This is a genomic window from uncultured Fibrella sp. (assembly GCF_964250085.1).
Classification (GTDB): Bacteria; Bacteroidota; Bacteroidia; order Cytophagales; family Spirosomataceae; genus Fibrella.
Genome location: NZ_CAXUEC010000004.1, coordinates 566,148 through 584,159, shown reverse-complemented (window position 1 = coordinate 584,159; position 18,012 = coordinate 566,148). Strand labels below are relative to the sequence as shown.

Genomic DNA, 18,012 nt, shown 5'->3' with positions numbered 1-18,012 from the left:
GAAGGATAGGCTTTTTCGTAGCGCGATAAAATCAGGAAGTGATGCGTAATCGGTTTAAAAGTCGGTCGCTTGTTAGTCGTTTAGCTAAAGAGTAATCAGAAAACGTGTCTGTTGCTTCGTTGATCAAAATTATATGATATATCATTGAATAGGGTCATGCATATAGCTGAATTGCCCTTTTTATGGGATGAACGGTGTACGAACGTACCTGAAATGAGTGTCAACACAGCAAAAAGTAATACAGCGCAGGCAATCCCCATTTCCTGTTAAACTTGTGGTATTATTCACACCCGCCAATACGCCATGCTGAACAGGGTTATTTTTTACACACTTGAGAAGACGATTAAGCGGTATCGGCAGTTTGCCCAGAATAACATCGATCAGGCAGGCGTAGACATCACCATCGATCAATGGCTGGTGCTGAACGTGATTCAGGAGTCGCCGACGCTGGGCCAGCAGGAGATTGGCGAACTTGTTTTCAAAGATCAGGCATCAATTGCCCGGATCATCAACTTGCTGGTTAAGAAGGAGTTGCTGATTCAGTCGGCCAGTAAGCAGGACCGTCGCCGAGTTGATCGGCAGATTACGCCCAAAGGCGAACAGCTCATTCAGGCCGTTTCTCCAATCATCGCGCAAAACCGCCGAACGGCCCTGGCTGGCATTTCCGACGAAGCCATTGAGCAACTGCGGCAAACGTTACTGCTCATCGATAGCAATTGCGACTGAGTTTTGGCATCTCAAATGAGCGACAACGTACCTGCAAACTGAACACTTCGCCCGTTTGCCGGGTAGTATAGCCAGCATCATTCATCGTCTATGTCGCTCTTTGTTATCGTCCGCCACGGACAGTCGCAGTGGAATCTGGAAAACCGCTTTACGGGCAACGTCGATACACCGCTGACCGACCTTGGCCGACATGAGGCGCGGCAGGCGGGGGCGCTGTTGAAGCAGGATCGCTTTGCCATCGGGTTTACATCGGTGCTCAGGCGAGCCATGGAAACGATGGACATTATTTTGCAGGAAATCAGCCAGACGGATTTGCCGCTGGAGCGCAACGCAGCGCTGAACGAACGGATGTATGGCCAGTTGCAGGGCATGAATAAAACGGAGGTCGAAGCGCAGTTTGGGGCCGAACAACTGTTTCACTGGCGGCGCGGTTATGCCGATCAGCCACCCGGCGGCGAAAGCCTGGCCGACACCTACAATCGGGTCGTTCCTTACTTCGAGTCAACGATTCTGCCGCACCTGCACGCCAATGAGAACGTACTGGTCGTTGCCCACGGGAATAGCCTGCGTGCCTTAATGATGCGGCTGGACGGCATCACGCCCAAAGGAATCGAACAGGTTGAACTGGCCACGGGTGTCCCCCGTCAATACACATTTGATAGCCAGTCGGGTACGTTCCAACTGTTGGAGAAGTAAGTTCAGTCAGGCTACAGATATACCAGCAACCGGCCGGTTAATTACCCGTCTTCAGTACGATTCGTAGTCGTATTGGGCTGAACACCCATTGCCGTCGAGCATTGTAATGGGATACCCTTTCTCGTTGTACGTATACTGAATCGTGTTGACGTACAGTCTAGGGTCATTGCCAGACTTGGTGGTAATGCTGACCACGTTATTGCGGCCATTCAGGTAGCTTGGCACCGGTAGTCCACGTCCGTTGAACGGATTGGGGTTGGTGTCATACGTGTACGTGAACTCAGTTGCTTTTTCCGTGCCGTTTTTCGTGAAAACGGTCATGCTGGTCAGATTACCGTTGGCATAGGTATAGGTGTACAACTGCTTCGTCAGACGGCCATTCTGTTCGTTGTATTCTTCAGTGGCGGCTACTGTATTGCCATTATCGGTTGTGTATCGGGTAAGCGGCAAATTGTAATTGGTGTTGTCGACTTTCCCACCCCGAATAACATCTGTACGTACCTCGGTAGTAGCCCCACTATAGTTATAGGCCGTTGCATAGGCAGAAACTCCGTCGGCGGCTGGTACTGGCAACTGGTCGGTACTGGTGGCTAACCGCCCGTTGGCATCATAGGTATAGAGCGTAATCGGCGGGCCGGCACCTTTATCTGAACCCGTTACCACTGCCCGGGCAACTAGCTGGTCTTTAATGTATTCGTAGTCCGTCGATTTATTCGTGTAGCAATTACCCGTCGTCGTTTTTCGTTTAATCCGATAATTTACTGTTGTCACGGGTACGTCCAACACGTCTGGAATCGTTGACTTTACCGCGACAAAATCGGGCTGGCAGGCGGCTAGCCCCATCAGAAGAAGGCAGCCCGCTACTTGTTTGATACGTATTCCAGTCGTCATCGTCGTAAGTTGAGTTTAGTGCTATAAATATATAGGTAACAACTAGTTACTCCACTATGCTTATGGACTATGGGATAATTATTGAAAGGGAATGAAACAAAAAAACCTGCAAGGTCTCCGAAGACCTTGCAGGTTTAAGAATGGAATTAAACGCTTTACCCCAGTAACGCGCGGCCTTGCGCCAGGGCGGCGTCGAGGCCGGCGGCGTCGGAGCCACCGGCGGTGGCGAAGAACGGCTGCCCGCCGCCGCCGCCTTTGATGTTCTTGGCGAGGTCTTTGATTACCTGTCCGGCATTGAGGCCGCGACCGCTGATGAGGCTGTCGGGCAGCATCACGGCGAGTTGCGGTTTGCCGTTAATGTCGGCACCGAGCACTACGGCCAGGTTGTCTACTTTCGCTTTCAGGTCGTAGGCCAGTTGCTTCAGCGCGTCGGCGTTGGGTACGTTCACGCGTTCAACAATAACGCTGTGCCCATTAACCGTCAGTACCTTACCCAGTAGATCTTCCTTGATCTGCTGTACTTTTTCGTTTTCCAACGCCTCCACTTTTTTCAACAGGGCGTTGCGTTCATCCAGAATCGACTGCACGGCTTTCACCACCGCACCGGCGGACCGGTCTTTCGGCGCTTTCAGCAGTTCCCTCAACTCATTGATGGTCGCTTCCTGCTCATTCAGCAAGGCCAGTGCCCCTTCTGATGTTTTGGCCTCAATCCGGCGGATACCGGTTGATACCGAGCCTTCCGACGTTAGTTTGAACAGGCCGATCTGACCCGTGGCCGGTACATGGGTACCGCCGCAGAGTTCAACCGAATAGTTGGGGTCGAAGGTGATGACGCGAACGAAATCGCCATATTTCTCGCCGAACAGGGCCGTGGCACCAAGTGCCTTCGCCTGCTCGATGGGTACGTTCCGTTTTTCGTCGAGCGGAATATTCTGGCGGATCTTCTCGTTGACGATCGTTTCCACGCGGCTGATTTCCTCGTCGGTTAATTTGCCGAAGTGGCTGAAGTCGAAGCGGAGCGCATCGGGACCAACATAGGAGCCTTTCTGCGCCACGTGCGTACCCAACACCTCGCGTAGGGCCGAGTGCAGCAGGTGCGTAGCCGAGTGGTTGTCTTCGGTCAGTTCGCGGCGGTGCGTATCGATTTTGGCGAATACCAGATCAGCCGATTGCAACAGGTCATCCATGTCGGGGCGATCGGCCACGAGGTGAATGCTTAGGTCGTTCTCCTTGCGGGTATCCAGTACACGCAATGTGGCCTTGGGTACGTTGGCCTGAAACAGTTCCAGCGTACCGGTGTCGCCAATCTGCCCGCCCGATTCGGCATAGAATGGTGTGCGATCGAGTACGATCTGCACCTGCGTTCCCTGCTTGTTCTGCACGCGGCGGTATTTCACCACCTGGGCGTAGGCCTCGGTTTCGTCGTAGCCAACGAACTCGATCTTGTCAACATCCTGCAGTTCAATCCAGTCGCCGGTTAATGACGAGGCATCTTTGCGGGAGCGTTGTTTCTGCTCCTGCAACGCTTTCTGGAAACCAGCTTCGTCGATCTCCAACCCTTTTTCGCGAGCGATCAGGGCGGTAAGGTCAGCGGGGAAACCGAACGTATCGTTCAGTTCAAAAACGATTTCGCCAGCGATCGTTTTAGCGTCGCCAAGCTGGTCGATGATCTGATCGAGGCGCGTCAGGCCGGTGCCCAGCGTGCGCAGGAACGATACTTCCTCTTCCCGAATAACCGTAGCCACGAAATCCTGCTGGGCTTTCAGTTCGGGGAACACGTCGGCAAACTGATCGGCCAGAAGGGGCACTAGCTTGGTCATGAACGGCTCGGTGAAACCCAGGTACGAATAGCCGTAGCGGATGGCGCGGCGCAGAATACGGCGGATAACGTACCCAGCTTTGGCGTTGCTTGGCACCAGCCCGTCGCCAATGGCAAACGATACGGCCCGGATGTGGTCGGCAATCACGCGCATCGCCACATCGCTCTTTTCCATCTTGCCCGTGTAGGTACGTCCCGACAGTTGCTCGATCAGGTTGATCGTGCCCGAGAACACATCGGTATCGTAGTTCGACTGTTTGCCCTGAATGGCCATGCACAACCGCTCGAAACCCATGCCGGTATCGACGTGGCGGGCGGGCAGTTCTTCCAGTGAGCCGTCGGCTTTCCGGTTGAACTGCATGAATACGTTATTCCAGATCTCAACAACCTGCGGATGATCAGCGTTGACCAGTTCTTTACCCGATTTCAGGGCTACTTCGTCCGGTGAGCGCAGGTCGATGTGAATTTCCGAGCAGGGACCGCACGGGCCGGTTTCGCCCATTTCCCAGAAGTTATCCTTCTTGTTGCCCAGAATGATGCGGTTCTCATCGCCGATGATACCTTTCCAGAGGTCCCACGATTCCTGATCAAAGGGTACGCCGTCTGTCGAGTCGCCCTGAAAAACGGATACGTAGATGCGATCTTTCGGTAGTTTGTAGACCTGTGTCAATAACTCCCACGACCATTCGAGCGCGTCCTTTTTGAAGTAATCGCCGAACGACCAGTTGCCCAGCATCTCGAACATCGTGTGGTGATACGTGTCGAAGCCAACATCCTCAAGGTCATTGTGTTTTCCCGACACGCGCAGGCATTTCTGCGTATCGGCTACACGTTTGGCGGGGGGCGTACCGTTTCCGAGAAAGAAATCTTTAAACTGAGCCATGCCCGAGTTGTTAAACATCAGGGTAGGGTCGTTTTTGGCAACGAGCGGCGCTGAAGCCACAATCAAATGTTGCTTTGAGCGGAAGAAATCCAGAAACTGGCGGCGTATTTCGGGGGAAGTCATGTTGTTGTTGTTTCCATCACCGAGACGTCGGACCGCCCTGGCCCCCCCTCTTTGTGAAGAAGATGGGATGGGGCGGTCCGACGTCTCGGTGAGGTTAAGGCCACAAATTTACGTTATTTTCGCCGTTGGGTTGGCACTTTCGGTACACATCAGTCTTTACATCACAGCGTAACACCAGTATGGAATCGGGCGAAAAGCGGTATTACAGCATTCGGGAAGTGGCCGATCTGTTCAATGTGAACATATCGAAGCTACGGTATTACGAGAAGGAATTCCCTACGCTCAGCCCCAAAAAAAACCGGTCCGGCGATCGGGTATACACCAAAGCCGAGGTCGACCATCTGCGGGAAATCCTTGATTTAGTCGAGAATAAAGGGTTTAAGCTACAGGGAGCCCGCGAGTACCTGAATAAAAAACAAACCGCCCAGACCGATACGGCGAAGATGATCGAGAAGCTCCGCGAAATCCGGCAGTTTATGGTAGAACTGCGGGATAAAATAGAGGCCGACAGCGATTAAGGTAAACGGCATGGTCCAGCCTGTTAGACTGGTCGTAATCCATTTTCTCTAAACTGTTCGCTTGTCCAGGCGTTTTGACAACGGACAGCCTATTCGTTGTGCTGTCGGTGAACAACATCGTTATGGAAAAACGCACCATTGGCAGTTCATCGCTGTCGGTAGCTCCGCTCGCTTTTGGCGGTAATGTATTCGGCTGGACCGCCGACGAACCAACCTCCTTTCACTTGCTGGATGCCTTTGTGGCTGCTGGCTTCAACCTTATCGACACAGCCGATGTGTATTCGCGCTGGGTGCCGGGCAATAAGGGTGGCGAGTCGGAAACAATAATTGGCAACTGGCTGAAAAAGAGCGGAAAACGCGAGGCGGTCGTACTTGCCACAAAATTGGGGGCCGAAATGGCACCGGATAAGAAAGGGCTGTCGAAAGGGTATATCGAGCGGGCCGTCGATGAGTCGCTCCGGCGGTTGCAAACCGATTATATTGACTTGTATCAATCGCATTACGACGACCCGGCTACGCCTATTGAGGAAACACTGGACGCATTTGGTCACCTGATAAAAGCGGGTAAAGTGCGGTTTATCGGTGCGTCGAATTTCACGCCAGAGCGGCTGAAAGAGTCGATGGAGATCAGCGCCAAACAAGGCTACCCGGCCTACCAGAGCCTACAACCTGAGTATAACCTGTATGACCGCCAGACATACGAGCAAGGTTACGAACCGCTTGTGGTGCAGTATGGGCTTGGCGTTCTGAACTATTATTCGCTCGCCAGCGGATTTCTGACGGGCAAATACCGGTCGGAAGCGGATTTGTCGAAGAGCCCTCGTGGACAGGGAATCAGGAAATACCTGACTGACCGGGGTTTCCGTATCCTGAACGCACTCGACGAAGTGGCGGAACAGTATGGAGCAACACCAGCGCAAATTTCGCTGGCCTGGCTCATGGCCCATCGGGGCATTACGGCCCCTATTGCCAGTGCAACCAGCGTTGAGCAGTTGCACGATCTGGCCAAAGCGGCTGAACTGACCCTAGACGAGTCGGCCATCAGCAAACTGACTACGGTCAGTGCCGACGAATAAGCCAGTTACTCGCTGACGCCAGTTACGGCGTCAGCGAGTAACTAATGCTAAAGAGTTAATTCAACACGTTGCCAGCTACCCAAACGGTTTTTTTCTGCAGCCGCTGATCCAGGTGGACCAGATTGGCAACGTACCCGGGAGCAATGTGGCCGATCTGGTCGGCCAGGCCAACAACGGTGGCGGGGGTAACGGTAGCCATGCGCAGCGCATCGACCAGCGGTAGCCCAACTTCCTGCACGCAGAACCGGACGCAATCCAGCACGGTAATGGCCGTTCCGGCAAGTGTGCCCTGCTCATTGACGTACCTGCCATGAAGTGGTGAGCCGGGTTCGCCAGTGCCGGGCTCGAAATGCACCACGAAGGTTTCGAGCGTAAAACTGGCGCGTGGCGGATTGGCAAACAGGGCGTCGGAAATCAGGAAGAGCCGGTCAGGACCGAGCAGGCGGTGGGCGAGCCGGATGGCAGCGGGCGCGCAGTGGTAGCCGTCGGTGACGATGCTGCTGATCACCGTTGGGTGATCGAAAATGGCCCCTACTGTGCCCGGTTCGCGGCTTTCGAATCCACGCATGGCGTTGTACAGATGCGTTGCCAGGAGGCATCGATCTGTTTCGGAACCAGTGCCAAACGCCGCCATCGCCTGCTGGTAGGTAGCGTTGCTATGCCCCAGCGACAGCAACGTACCTGATGCCCTGGCCAGTCCGTACAGCATGCTCAGTTGGTCGGGCGCCAGTATTTCGGGGGCCAGCGTCAGGATGCTGACCGCATCGGCGTGGTGGCTGAACAACGTTTCCAGCTCACCTTCGGCCGGCACCCGTACGTAGTTGGCACGGTGGGCACCGCGCTTTACGGGATTGAAATACGGTCCTTCGAGGTGAATGCCGGGTACGTTCAGCGGCATCTCGTCGCGCACAATGCGCACCGCCGACACGGCCTGTTGCATCTCGGCCAGGTGCGTTGAATGCAGCGTTGGCAGCAGGGTTGTGGTGCCATTCAGGGCGTGACTTTTCCAGATATGCCGAACTGTGTCGGGCGAAGGCGCGGCGTTCAGAAATTCCGTGGCCCCGCCGTAGAGTTGTAGGTCGATCAGGCCCGGCACCAGGTAATCGTCCTGTAGGTCAATTACCTCCGATTCGCCGCTGACCGTCAGATCGGGGCCAATTTCGTTGATGAGGCCGTTCTCGACCCGCACGCTGGTGTGCGGCAGCAGCGTATCGCCGGTGAAAACGGTGGCGTTGATGAATAGCATGTAGCGTTGAGAAAACTTACTGGTGTACGCTGGTTAATTCGGCCGGACCAGCCATCAGGCCGCCAAACTCCTGCTTGAAAGCGTCCATATGGGGCATGCTGGCGTGTGCGGCCAGGCCGGCTTCATCGTCCCAGCGTTCGTGCATGATAAACTGGTCGGGGTGTTCCGTGCTTTCATACAATTCGTAGAGCTGGCAGGCCGCTTCGGCACGTACCTGTGGAATGAGGCCAAGAAAAGCGGCTTTAAGGTCGGCACCCAAACCAGGTTTGGCGGTAATGGTAGCAAATACGAGAAGAGACATATTTTTGAGTTTACAGTTTTCTGTTTACTGTCTTCTGTTGCGCCGATTTGTCGGACCGTGCTCAGGTACGTTGCCGGTGGTCAGCAGCGCAACAGAAAACGGCAAACTTCTTTTTTTCTACCCCTGCCAGATCTCCCAGGCTTTTTCGGCCTGAAGAACCAGCATCTGGTAGCCGTTCATGACGGCCGCCCCCTGCTGCCTGCCCCGGCGCATAAATTCGGTTTCGGCGGGATTATAAACCAGATCATAGAGCCAGTGCTGCGAGGTCAACTGCGCATAAGGCAGGTCGGGTGCGGCGTCTGCTTTGGGGTACGTACCTACCGGCGAGCAGTTGACAATGAGTTGATAGTCAGCAATCACGCTGGGTACGTCGGCGTAGGTAAGGCCGTGGACCGATTTGGTCCGGGACACCAGTTTGTAGGCGATTCCCAGGTCATGCAAGGCGGCAATGACCGCTTTCGATGCGCCGCCCGTACCCAGAATAAGGGCATTGGCCGGTAGGATCGATAACACATCCGGGTCGTCGGACTGTTCGCGGACGGTTCCGCCCACCCAATCGGTGAGTGACTGCCGGAAGCCGTAATAGTCTGAATTGAAACCGGTTTTGGTGCCGTCGTCTTCCAGCCGGATCACATTGACGGCCCCCACTTTTTGGGCAGAGGCATCGAGCCGGTCGAGGAATGGGAGGACGTTGGTCTTGTGGGGAATCGTCACGTTTAGGCCACGCAGGCCGGAAAGACGCAATAAATCCGGCAATTCGGTCTGAACATCAGGCATATCGAACAAATCGTAGCGGGCATTTGTAATACCTTCGCGGGCAAACTTCTCGGTGAAGTAGGTCTGGGAGAACGAATGAGTGAGCGGATGCCCGATGAGTCCGTAGCGTGTCATAGCCGCAAAGGTAATGGCAATGATGATTAGCGGTGGTGAATGACCGTTCCGTCATCAGAGTTTGTTAGATTGCCCCCGTACATCTATCTTTAATAAACCATTCGGCCTGCTGGTGGCCTGTTACCAACCACGCCTCTTTTACGTGTATTGTATCGTCGACGTTGAAACGACCGGGGGTGTAAAAGGCCCCTCCCGCCTAACCGAAATAGCCCTGATTCGTCACGACGGGCATCGAATCGTCGACGAGTTCCAGACGTTGCTCAATCCGGGCCATGCTATTCCGCCATTTATCAGCCAGTTAACCCGCATCACCGACGACATGGTGGCCAACGCCCCCACGTTCGATATGGTGGCCGACCGGGTCCACGAGATTACCGAAGGGGCTATTTTTGTGGCCCATAACGTATCGTTCGATTTCGGTTTTCTGCAAAAAGAGATGAACTGGCTTGACCGTGAATTCCTGCGTCGTACGCTCTGCACGGTGCGGCTGAGTCGAAAGCTCATTCCCGGTCAGCCATCGTACAGCCTCGGCAAACTGTGCCGGTCGCTCGATATTCCGCTTCAGGGTCGTCACCGGGCGTATGGTGATGCCGCCGCGACCGTGAAATTATTCGAGATGCTCCTCCGCAACGACCGCTACGGCCATATTCCCCGGCCCAAACCGGCGATGATCGTTTAGTGTCTTCTGTTGCGCTGCTCTTGCACGATACGTACCTGAGCAGCGCAACAGAAGACTAAGGACAAAAGACTAAACAGCCCCCCGCCGTTTCGGGTTAGATAGACATACAACCTGTCTGTTATGAAACAACTTGGAATCGGCGTGATTGGCATGGGCGGATTTGGCCTGTTTGCCGTTCAGCAATTTTTACAGCACCCCAACACCCGGCTGGTCGCCATTGCCGGGTCGAAGCGCGAAGAGGCCATCCGAACCGCCGAACGGTTTGGTGCCGAACAACTCGCTACGCTAGAGGAACTGGTACAGCACCCCGACGTTGATATTGTCTACATCGCCACGCCCCCATTTCTTCATTTCGAACAGGCCATGCTGGCGCTCGACGCCGGTAAACACGTTATCTGCGAAAAACCGCTGGCGATGAACCCCGACGAAGGGCGGCAGATGCTGGCTAAAGCAAAGGAGAAAGGGCTGTTGATGGTTACAAACCTCATGCAACGGTACAACCCCTTGTTTGCACGGGTAAAAAAACTGATCGATGACAAGTTACTGGGCGACTTTCTGCACGGGTATTTTGAAAATTACGCTGGTGATGAGGGACTTAGTCCGCAGCACTGGTTCTGGGATCGCACCAAATCGGGGGGCATTTTCATCGAGCACGCCGTTCACTTTTTCGACCTGTTTGCGGGTTGGTTAGGCGAAGGCGAAGTGGTAGCAGCTCAACTCTCGAAACGGCCTGATAGCGATGAGATAGAAGATCAGGTGCAGGCTACAGTGAAATATGGTACCCAGGAAACGGGTTATCAATTCGTTAATTTTTACCACGGTTTTACCCAAACGGGGCGTATGGACCGGCAGGAGATGCGGCTCGTTTTTGAGCGGGGTGATATTACACTTTACGAGTGGGTGCCTACGCGAATGGTGCTCCGCTGCGTAGCCAGCGAAGTCACTACAAAGGCCCTGACAGACCTGTTTCCGGCTGCTCAACTCAACGTCACGGCCAATATCGACCCTACCAAACCCATCGGTGGCCGACACAAAACCTTCAACGCCTACCAGCAAATTGAACTCAGATTCGGCTTTGAGGTCGAGAAACAACACCGCTACAGCGAACTGCTCCGCCTCATGTTCCGCGACCAGCTAGCGGCCCTGCTTGACCCTGGCGTACACCGGATCATCGCTGAAGAAAACGGCCTGTCAAGCCTGGAAACAGCTTTCGTGGCCGACCAGATGGCGCGGAAACAGTTGTCAATTAACAATTAACAATAATCGATGGTACCGCGCAGGTACGTTTCGTGGCGGTATCATTGTTAATTGTTAATTGATAACTGTTTACTGATTTCTACCTTTGCTGCTCCATCCTAATTGCTGGTCAACGTATGCTTGCAGAACCTGTCTCACCTGACGCCGCGTTTAGTGGCCCTGTTCAGTCAGCCATTACTTACGAGAAAATTCCAACTCACATTTATGCCGATGCGAAGGCTGCTTCTCGGGCCGTAGCGCATGAAATTGCTGACCTGATTCGTCAGAAACAAAGCGAAGGGCAACCCTGTATTCTGGGGCTGGCCACCGGATCGTCGCCCAAGACGGTCTACGCCGAATTGATTCGGATGCATCGGGAAGAGGGGCTGAGTTTCCGAAACGTCGTATCGTTCAACCTCGACGAATACTTTCCCATGGAACCCGACTCGTTGCAGAGCTACTGGCGGTTCATGCGCGAGCAGTTGTTCGATCACGTCGACATTCCGCAAGGCAACTACTACGTACCTGACGGCACATTACGCGCCGACAAAGTAGCCGAGTTTGCCAAGCAGTATGATCAGCAGATTGCCGAAGCTGGCGGGCTGGATTTTCAACTGCTGGGCATCGGTGGCAACGGCCATATCGGTTTCAACGAACCCGGTTCGCTCATCAACTCGCACACCCGCCTGATGATGCTCGACCACTCGACGCGGGCGGCGGCTTCGGTTGATTTTGGTGGTTTGTCGCGCACGCCGCGCAAGGCCATCACGATGGGCATTGCCAGTATTCTGGGCGCTAAACGGGTGGTGTTGCTGGCCTGGGGCGAACGCAAAGCGCCCGTTATTCGCGGAGCTGTAGAAGGCACTGTAACGGAGACTAACCCGGCGTCGTACCTGCAAACGCACCCCAATGCGCTGTTCGTCATCGACACGGCAGCGGCGTCGGAGCTAACGCGGATGAAAACGCCCTGGCTTGTCGACTCGGTGTTGTGGGACAATCCAATGAAGAAGAAGGCAGTAACGTACCTGTCGTTACTGCTGCAAAAACCCATATTGAAACTGACCGACCGCGATTACAACGATAACGGCGTGAGTGATCTGCTGGCCCAATACGGGCAGGCGTATGATATTAACATCGACGTATTCAACCAGTTACAGCATACTATTACGGGCTGGCCCGGTGGCAAGCCTAACGCCGACGATACCAACCGGCCCGAACGTGCACTGCCAGCCCAGAAACGCTGTCTGCTGTTCAGCCCGCACCCCGACGATGATATTATCTCGATGGGCGGCACGTTCCAGCGGTTGGTCGATCAGGGTCACGAAGTACATGTAGGTTATCAAACGTCCGGTAACATTGCCGTAGCCGACGACGAAGCCCTGCGTTTTGCCGATTACGTGGTCGACTTCAACACCCGTTTTGGCATAAAAAGCCCCGACGCTACCCGAATTTTCCAGGATGCCGCGGCTTCTTTGCGCAGCAAGAAAGATTCGGAAATGGACACCGACGAAGTTCGTCAAGTGAAGGGACTCATCCGCATGGGCGAGGCGAAGTCGACCTGCCGGTTTGTGGGTATTCCCGTCGAAAACGCGCACTTTATGAACCTGCCGTTCTACGAAACGGGTAAAGTGGAAAAAAAACCGCTCAGCGAAGCCGATGTGAAAATCACGATGGACCTGATCGAGAAGATCAAGCCGCATCAGATCTACGCCGCCGGTGACCTGGCCGATCCGCACGGAACGCACAAGGTCTGCCTGGACGCCATCCTGGAGGCCGTTCGGCGGATGAGCCATAAAAATTTCATGAAAGATTGCTGGGTGTGGCTCTACCGTGGTGCCTGGGCCGAGTGGGATATTCACGAAATCGAAATGGCCGTACCCATGTCGCCCGACCAGGTAACGAAGAAGCGGCTTGGTATCTTCAAACACCAGTCGCAGAAAGACGGTGTGGTGTATCAGGGCACCGATTCGCGGGAGTTCTGGCAACGGGCCGAAGAGCGTAACCGTGCCACCGCCGCCCTCTACAACCGCCTCGGCCTTGCCGAATACGAAGCCATGGAAGCGTTCGTTCGCTGGAAAGGGTAATCCGAAGCAACTCATTTAAAACTAAGGCACTACTAAAATGCTATATGGTATTTAGGCAGTGCCTTAGTTTTAAATGAGTTGCTTCGGATTACAATAGTAAGAGAGTAACAAACACGTCGGGGTTAACAACTGCAATTTTGGGAAATGGATGATGTTTAACTACATCAAAATGTCCATCATAAGTGACAATGTAGTCCGCTCCAGCGATTAATCCGGCATCAACAAATTTGTTGTCATCTAAATCATCTTTAATTATTTCCCACGTGAAAGATGGGTCAACGTGTACGACACCGGGCATGGTGACAAGAAATTCTAAGAAATTGGTTGCGATACTAGCGTTGGTTTTCTGAGTCAGAATTTCCTGATACTCCAGCAAAATGGGTGTACTAACGACCAGATTCAACCTGCCAGATACTAACGCATTTATAATAGCCCGAAAGCGGGATGCTTTAGGTAAGGCTGCTAATAGAACGTTTGTGTCAACGACTATTCTCATGGTTGCGATGAAGAAGACACTCGGTCATGTCCCTTCGCCCACTTCTCAATGATGTTGTCATCCCATCCTTTTTCCTGCCAGAGACGATCCATTTCCGCATCTGCCTTATCTAAAAAATACGTTGCCAAAAGCTGACGTACCTCGATCAACTGTTCATCGGGTAGTGTATAGGAAAATGTTTGCAACAATTCTAATTGCAGATTGGTCAATTTTGGAAGAGTAACCATATTTCTATCTCTTTTATGCGAAACCAACATTATGCTGATCTATATAATTCGTTTGTTGTTAGTTAACGAATTCAGTCCGTGTTACGGATACAGCAAATACTGCTTCCGCATCTTTTTGTAGGTTGATAGGCCCGGTTCCCAGCTTTTGCGGATGTCGGCTTCGGACGTACCGGCGATGATTTGCTGCCTGAATTTTTCGGTGCCGGCCAATTTGTTGATATCGCCCATTTGCTTGCTCTGGCTGCGGTCGAAGAAGCGTTCTTTGTCGGGGTAGGCTTTATACATCTCGATCATCCAGCCAAGATTAAGCTGCTTCGATTTGCGTAGCTTGTCGGTGTCGTATTTCCGCAGGTCGAGACCGTAGCACTCCATATCCTGATGCAGCGGTGTTTCGCTCATGCCTTTCAGGCTCACCGGCTTAAACGAAAACGCATATTTTCCTTTGAGAGCGGGCGCGCCCAGCACCGTAAATGGCATATACGTACCCCGCCCCTGACTGACAATGGTGCCTTCAAATAAACAGATACTGGGGTAGAGCAGTATAGACTGCTGGGTGTTGAGGTTTGGTGAAGGCAGTATGGGCAGCGTATACGACTTGTCATGGTCGTAGTTGGCCACTTTCACAATGCGCAACCTGCATTTGGCTTTGTTGGGGAGCCAGCCTTCGCCGTTGGCCATTTGCGCAAATTCACCCATTGTCATACCGTGGGTGATGGGAATCGGGTGCATGCCGATGCCCGAATGCAAATGATCCTCCAGCATCGGTCCGTCAACAACGTACCCATTGGGGTTGGGGCGGTCCAGAATCAGCAACTCTTTATTGCTTGCTGCGCACGACTCCATCACGTGGGTCAGCGTGTTGATGTACGTGTAAAAGCGGCAGCCAACGTCCTGAATATCGAAAATCAGCACGTCGATGTCGGCGAGTTGCTCGGCGGTTGGCTTATTGTTTTTGCCATACAGCGAGATAACGGAAACGCCGGTCTTCGCATCTACCTCGTCGGCTACTCTAGCGCCATTGCTGGCATTCCCCCGAAATCCGTGTTCAGGACCGAAGATGCGCACGACCTTGATGCCACGACTCAACAGACTGTCGACGCTGGGTTTACTGCCAATGATGGATGTCTGGTTAACGACCATGCCCACACGTTTGCCCGCCAGATAGGGCACATACAGGTTTGTCTGGTCGGCCCCCGTCACGATTGGAGCGGCTGGTTTACCGCTCGTCTGAATGGGAGGCACTATGCAACGAAAAGCCGCTAAAAAAATGCCGACAAGAAGTAAAAAAGTAAGTGGAAGAAATGGCAGGCTGTCGAAACGGCGTTTCATAGAAGTAGTCAGGTACGTTCAGACAGCAAATTAGCTTGACGAATCAAGAATTAATAATGGCTCCGCTGAGTAACGTACCCAGGCAGAGCCATTCTTAACGCTCAATGCTCGATTAATCAGGAAAGCGGTCCGGCGAAGCTGATCAGGGCGGTGGCTAAATTGGTCAGGTGCTTGCTGAACGGGCCGTCCGGATTGCTGTTGGCGTATTCCTGTGTGGTGCCCGCCAGGTCGCGGAGCAGGCGCTCGGTGCTACGCATATCGCCCGTGGTGAGGGCATCGCGAAGCTGGGTCAACGGGGCTTCGATCCACTGGGTGCTTACGTCGGAGCGAACAACCGTAATCCAGTCGCCGATCAGCGTCGATCCTTTTTCGGGCGTTGCCACGGCCAGGCCACCAGCCAGCGTGTCGAGGGTATTGACAAACATCTTCGATGCCCGGTCGCCGGGGTTCTGAAGATCGTAGATCGTAGTGTCGTCGTCCTGATTTTCGGCAAGCTGACTATCATCGCCAATCGGGTTCAGATTGGCCGCAAATGCCTGGAGCGAGTCGGCCAGTTGATTCAGGTTGTCGCGAATGTCGGCGTTGGCGTTCCGGGCGAGCAGTTGGGTATGCGCCGCCAGGTTGTTGAGTAACTGCTGTACCCGCTGCGTGTTGGGAGCAGGATTTAGCAGTTCGTCATAGAGATCGGTCAGTTGCTGGTGGACTTCCTCCGCGCCATCCGTATTTTTGAGGGCTGATTGCCAGTCCTTAATCAGGCCGACACCGTTTACTGGTTGTACTTCAGTGTTGGAAAATGCTTGCAGCGTGTTTTGCAGAATCGTCTGCGGATATGCCTGAGCCATGATGTATTGGTTCGTTGAGTACATGATTGTGTACTCAACGAACCAATACAGGCCCCGAATGTTCGGCCAACTAATTCTATTGATTCAGTAGTTTACTTACTATGCCGAAACATATCAGAAAATGGCTGATCAGCATTGGGCTGAATTTGGCCGGTTTACTTCTTTCACTCGGTCTACTCTACGTGGCTGCCGTTGTGGTGGTGCTTCAGGTGAGTGTACGGGCTGCAACGGAGGACCCACTATTTGGTATTATCAACTTCGAATCATTGCTGGTTCTGGTGGTTAGCCTCGTGGCAATTGGGCTGGTCTTTCGATGTAGTGGTAAAATCTACGCGTTACTGATTTCGCCGCCTAAACCCGACTAAAGCATAAAAAAAGGGCTGGAACGTCAGGTACGTTCCAGCCCTTTTCCTTAAACCTATAAGGTCTGGATTACAGCGTATCGGCGATCACTTCGCGAATGTCGGAAATGATCTTATTGGCCAGATAATCGGCCGTGGAGAGCGTGTCTGACTCGGAATAGATACGGATAATCGGCTCGGTGTTCGATTTGCGGAGGTGAACCCATTCTTTATCGAATTCGATCTTCACCCCATCGATCGTGTTGACCGGATTCTTGGCGTACTTGGCCCGAATGCGCTCCAGCACGGCATCGACGTCGATATCGGGCGTGAGTTCGATCTTATTCTTGGAAATGTAGTAGCTTGGGTACGTTCGGCGGAGCATCGACGCTGACTTACCAAACCGGGCTAAATGGCTCAAAAACAGGGCGATGCCTACCAGCGCGTCGCGGCCATAATGGAGTTCTGGGAAGATGATTCCGCCATTACCTTCGCCACCGATCAGCGCACCCTGCGCCTTCATCATCTCCACAACGTTTACTTCGCCCACGGCCGAAGCAAAATGCTGCCCGCCGTGTTTCTGCGTTACGTCGCGCAGGGCTACCGTGCTCGACAGGTTAGACACCGTATTTTTAGAGGCTCCCTCCGCACCGTTCTTCAGCACATAATCGGCCACGGCCACCAGCGTGTATTCTTCGCCAAAAGGCGAACCATCCTCGCAGATCAGCGCGAGGCGATCGACATCGGGGTCAACCACGATGCCCAGGTCCTGGTTATCCCGTTTGGCAATATTGATAATGTCGGTCAGGTTTTCGGGTAGTGGCTCCGGGTTGTGCGCAAAATGGCCGGTTGGTTCGCAATGGATTTTGGTGATGTGTTCAACGCCCAGGGCTTCCAGCAGCATCGGTACCACCAGCCCGCCTGTGGAGTTCACGGCGTCGACTACGACGCGGAAATTACGTTTGGCGATGGCTTCCCGGTCAACCAGTGGCAGGGCCAATACAGCGTCTACGTGTTTCTGAAGCCAGGTATTGTCTGTGCGGTATTGCCCCAGTTTCTTTACTTCAGCGAAGGTAAACGCCTCACTGTCGGCTAGTTCGAGCACCGCGTTGCCGTCGTCGCCGGAGATAAACTCACCGGTTTCGTTTAGTAGTTTGAGGGCATTCCACTGGGCGGGATTATGGCTGGCGGTGAGAATGATGCCGCCAATGGCGTTCGAGCCCGGAACAGCCAGTTCAACCGTCGGTGTTGTCGACAGGCCAAGGTCCAGCACGTCGATGCCCAGACCCTGTAGAGTGGCCGCCACCAGTTGCGAAACCATCGAGCCCGACAGGCGTCCGTCGCGGCCGATAACTACGGTATGCGGCCCTTTTTTGTCGGTTTGCTGCGACAGGAGCCACTGCCCGAAAGCCGCCGTAAATTTCACTACATCGAGGGGGGTGAGGCCTTCGCCTGAACGCCCGCCAATGGTTCCCCGGATGCCCGAGATCGATTTAATTAAAGCCACGTGATTGGGTCTGGTAAACAGTTTGAAGGTTGTTTACGTAAACAACCTTCGTCTGCTACAAAGATAAATTGACCCGGCACGAAACCCTATCCGTTCATCCG

Annotated in this window: 18 protein-coding genes; 8 read left to right on the top strand and 10 right to left on the bottom strand. The window is 53.6% G+C overall.

From position 1 onward, the window contains the following. Positions 1–303 precede the first annotated feature (303 nt). Both ACFE8Q_RS15975 and ACFE8Q_RS15970 read left to right on the top strand, forming a co-directional pair. On the top strand, positions 304–726 hold the full coding sequence (locus ACFE8Q_RS15975) for a MarR family winged helix-turn-helix transcriptional regulator (RefSeq protein WP_375446411.1): 423 nt from the start codon (positions 304–306) through the stop codon (positions 724–726). Between the two features lie 90 nt (positions 727–816). Continuing rightward, the gene (locus ACFE8Q_RS15970) at positions 817–1,422 is read left to right on the top strand and encodes a 2,3-diphosphoglycerate-dependent phosphoglycerate mutase (protein ID WP_375446410.1); all 606 of its coding nucleotides are present in this window, start codon (positions 817–819) and stop codon (positions 1,420–1,422) included. A gap of 51 nt (positions 1,423–1,473) precedes the next feature. On the opposite strand, the gene ACFE8Q_RS15965 is transcribed toward ACFE8Q_RS15970, so the two are convergent. Next, complete coding sequence (locus ACFE8Q_RS15965) at positions 1,474–2,313, bottom strand: hypothetical protein (RefSeq protein ID WP_375446409.1); 840 nt, start codon at positions 2,311–2,313, stop codon at positions 1,474–1,476. Between the two features lie 155 nt (positions 2,314–2,468). Next, on the bottom strand, positions 2,469–5,138 hold the full coding sequence (alaS, locus tag ACFE8Q_RS15960; protein ID WP_375446408.1) for an alanine--tRNA ligase: 2,670 nt from the start codon (positions 5,136–5,138) through the stop codon (positions 2,469–2,471). A 179-nt stretch (positions 5,139–5,317) separates the two neighbouring features. On the opposite strand from alaS, the gene ACFE8Q_RS15955 reads away from it, so the two are divergent. Together ACFE8Q_RS15955 and ACFE8Q_RS15950 are read left to right on the top strand one after the other, a co-directional pair. Continuing rightward, the gene (locus ACFE8Q_RS15955; protein WP_375446407.1) at positions 5,318–5,656 is read left to right on the top strand and encodes a MerR family transcriptional regulator; all 339 of its coding nucleotides are present in this window, start codon (positions 5,318–5,320) and stop codon (positions 5,654–5,656) included. A gap of 122 nt (positions 5,657–5,778) precedes the next feature. Then, complete coding sequence (locus ACFE8Q_RS15950) at positions 5,779–6,732, top strand: aldo/keto reductase (RefSeq protein ID WP_375446406.1); 954 nt, start codon at positions 5,779–5,781, stop codon at positions 6,730–6,732. Positions 6,733–6,787: 55 nt separating this feature from the next. On the opposite strand, the gene nagA is transcribed toward ACFE8Q_RS15950, so the two are convergent. The 3 genes from nagA to ACFE8Q_RS15935 all read right to left on the bottom strand — a co-directional run bounded on the left by nagA (position 6,788) and on the right by ACFE8Q_RS15935 (position 9,170). Further along, on the bottom strand, positions 6,788–7,978 hold the full coding sequence (nagA, locus tag ACFE8Q_RS15945) for an N-acetylglucosamine-6-phosphate deacetylase (protein WP_375446405.1): 1,191 nt from the start codon (positions 7,976–7,978) through the stop codon (positions 6,788–6,790). 16 nt (positions 7,979–7,994) lie between these two features. After that, on the bottom strand, positions 7,995–8,279 hold the full coding sequence (locus ACFE8Q_RS15940; protein WP_375446404.1) for a putative quinol monooxygenase: 285 nt from the start codon (positions 8,277–8,279) through the stop codon (positions 7,995–7,997). Between the two features lie 117 nt (positions 8,280–8,396). Then, positions 8,397–9,170: a shikimate dehydrogenase family protein gene (locus ACFE8Q_RS15935; RefSeq protein WP_375446403.1), complete on the bottom strand. Its 774-nt coding sequence runs from the start codon at positions 9,168–9,170 to the stop codon at positions 8,397–8,399. A 142-nt stretch (positions 9,171–9,312) separates the two neighbouring features. Between ACFE8Q_RS15935 and ACFE8Q_RS15930 the strand changes: the two genes are divergently transcribed. The 3 genes from ACFE8Q_RS15930 (at position 9,313) to nagB (ending at position 13,169) form a co-directional block, all read left to right on the top strand. After that, positions 9,313–9,849, top strand: a complete 537-nt coding sequence (locus tag ACFE8Q_RS15930) for a PolC-type DNA polymerase III (protein WP_375446402.1) — start codon at positions 9,313–9,315, stop codon at positions 9,847–9,849. 120 nt (positions 9,850–9,969) lie between these two features. Beyond that, entirely contained in the window at positions 9,970–11,106 is a 1,137-nt protein-coding gene (locus ACFE8Q_RS15925) for a Gfo/Idh/MocA family protein (RefSeq protein WP_375446401.1), read from the top strand. A gap of 116 nt (positions 11,107–11,222) precedes the next feature. After that, entirely contained in the window at positions 11,223–13,169 is a 1,947-nt protein-coding gene (gene nagB, locus ACFE8Q_RS15920; RefSeq protein WP_375446400.1) for a glucosamine-6-phosphate deaminase, read from the top strand. An 88-nt stretch (positions 13,170–13,257) separates the two neighbouring features. On the opposite strand, the gene ACFE8Q_RS15915 is transcribed toward nagB, so the two are convergent. From ACFE8Q_RS15915 to ACFE8Q_RS15900, 4 genes are all read right to left on the bottom strand, one after another. Continuing rightward, entirely contained in the window at positions 13,258–13,665 is a 408-nt protein-coding gene (locus ACFE8Q_RS15915; protein WP_375446399.1) for a putative toxin-antitoxin system toxin component, PIN family, read from the bottom strand. Continuing rightward, on the bottom strand, positions 13,662–13,892 hold the full coding sequence (locus ACFE8Q_RS15910) for a hypothetical protein (protein ID WP_375446398.1): 231 nt from the start codon (positions 13,890–13,892) through the stop codon (positions 13,662–13,664). Before ACFE8Q_RS15910 ends, ACFE8Q_RS15915 begins: the two co-directional genes overlap by 4 nt. A gap of 81 nt (positions 13,893–13,973) precedes the next feature. Beyond that, positions 13,974–15,221 carry an exo-beta-N-acetylmuramidase NamZ domain-containing protein gene (locus tag ACFE8Q_RS15905; RefSeq protein WP_375446397.1) on the bottom strand — a complete coding sequence of 416 codons (1,248 nt, stop codon included), beginning with the start codon at positions 15,219–15,221 and terminating at the stop codon, positions 13,974–13,976. Between the two features lie 116 nt (positions 15,222–15,337). After that, positions 15,338–16,087, bottom strand: a complete 750-nt coding sequence (locus ACFE8Q_RS15900) for a hypothetical protein (RefSeq protein ID WP_375446396.1) — start codon at positions 16,085–16,087, stop codon at positions 15,338–15,340. 77 nt (positions 16,088–16,164) lie between these two features. On the opposite strand from ACFE8Q_RS15900, the gene ACFE8Q_RS15895 reads away from it, so the two are divergent. After that, the gene (locus tag ACFE8Q_RS15895) at positions 16,165–16,428 is read left to right on the top strand and encodes a hypothetical protein (RefSeq protein WP_375446395.1); all 264 of its coding nucleotides are present in this window, start codon (positions 16,165–16,167) and stop codon (positions 16,426–16,428) included. A 67-nt stretch (positions 16,429–16,495) separates the two neighbouring features. Here ACFE8Q_RS15895 and glmM read toward each other — a convergent pair whose 3' ends face one another. Beyond that, a complete protein-coding gene (gene glmM / locus ACFE8Q_RS15890; RefSeq protein WP_375446394.1) occupies positions 16,496–17,911 on the bottom strand; it encodes a phosphoglucosamine mutase in 1,416 nt (471 codons plus the stop codon). Positions 17,912–18,012: the final 101 nt, after the last annotated feature.

What these genes read in the sequence shown, in the direction of transcription:
- nagA (WP_375446405.1), bottom strand. Translation starts at nt 7,978, where the DNA reads ATGCTATTCATCAACGCCACCGTTTTCACCGGCGATACGCTGCTGCCG.
- ACFE8Q_RS15900 (WP_375446396.1), bottom strand. Translation starts at nt 16,087, where the DNA reads ATGTACTCAACGAACCAATACATCATGGCTCAGGCATATCCGCAGACG.
- ACFE8Q_RS15940 (WP_375446404.1), bottom strand. Translation starts at nt 8,279, where the DNA reads ATGTCTCTTCTCGTATTTGCTACCATTACCGCCAAACCTGGTTTGGGT.
- ACFE8Q_RS15935 (WP_375446403.1), bottom strand. Translation starts at nt 9,170, where the DNA reads ATGACACGCTACGGACTCATCGGGCATCCGCTCACTCATTCGTTCTCC.
- ACFE8Q_RS15915 (WP_375446399.1), bottom strand. Translation starts at nt 13,665, where the DNA reads ATGAGAATAGTCGTTGACACAAACGTTCTATTAGCAGCCTTACCTAAA.
- ACFE8Q_RS15950 (WP_375446406.1), top strand. Translation starts at nt 5,779, where the DNA reads ATGGAAAAACGCACCATTGGCAGTTCATCGCTGTCGGTAGCTCCGCTC.
- nagB (WP_375446400.1), top strand. Translation starts at nt 11,223, where the DNA reads ATGCTTGCAGAACCTGTCTCACCTGACGCCGCGTTTAGTGGCCCTGTT.
- alaS (WP_375446408.1), bottom strand. Translation starts at nt 5,138, where the DNA reads ATGACTTCCCCCGAAATACGCCGCCAGTTTCTGGATTTCTTCCGCTCA.
- ACFE8Q_RS15975 (WP_375446411.1), top strand. Translation starts at nt 304, where the DNA reads ATGCTGAACAGGGTTATTTTTTACACACTTGAGAAGACGATTAAGCGG.
- ACFE8Q_RS15955 (WP_375446407.1), top strand. Translation starts at nt 5,318, where the DNA reads ATGGAATCGGGCGAAAAGCGGTATTACAGCATTCGGGAAGTGGCCGAT.
- ACFE8Q_RS15965 (WP_375446409.1), bottom strand. Translation starts at nt 2,313, where the DNA reads ATGACGACTGGAATACGTATCAAACAAGTAGCGGGCTGCCTTCTTCTG.
- ACFE8Q_RS15905 (WP_375446397.1), bottom strand. Translation starts at nt 15,221, where the DNA reads ATGAAACGCCGTTTCGACAGCCTGCCATTTCTTCCACTTACTTTTTTA.
- ACFE8Q_RS15925 (WP_375446401.1), top strand. Translation starts at nt 9,970, where the DNA reads ATGAAACAACTTGGAATCGGCGTGATTGGCATGGGCGGATTTGGCCTG.
- ACFE8Q_RS15910 (WP_375446398.1), bottom strand. Translation starts at nt 13,892, where the DNA reads ATGGTTACTCTTCCAAAATTGACCAATCTGCAATTAGAATTGTTGCAA.
- ACFE8Q_RS15895 (WP_375446395.1), top strand. Translation starts at nt 16,165, where the DNA reads ATGCCGAAACATATCAGAAAATGGCTGATCAGCATTGGGCTGAATTTG.
- ACFE8Q_RS15970 (WP_375446410.1), top strand. Translation starts at nt 817, where the DNA reads ATGTCGCTCTTTGTTATCGTCCGCCACGGACAGTCGCAGTGGAATCTG.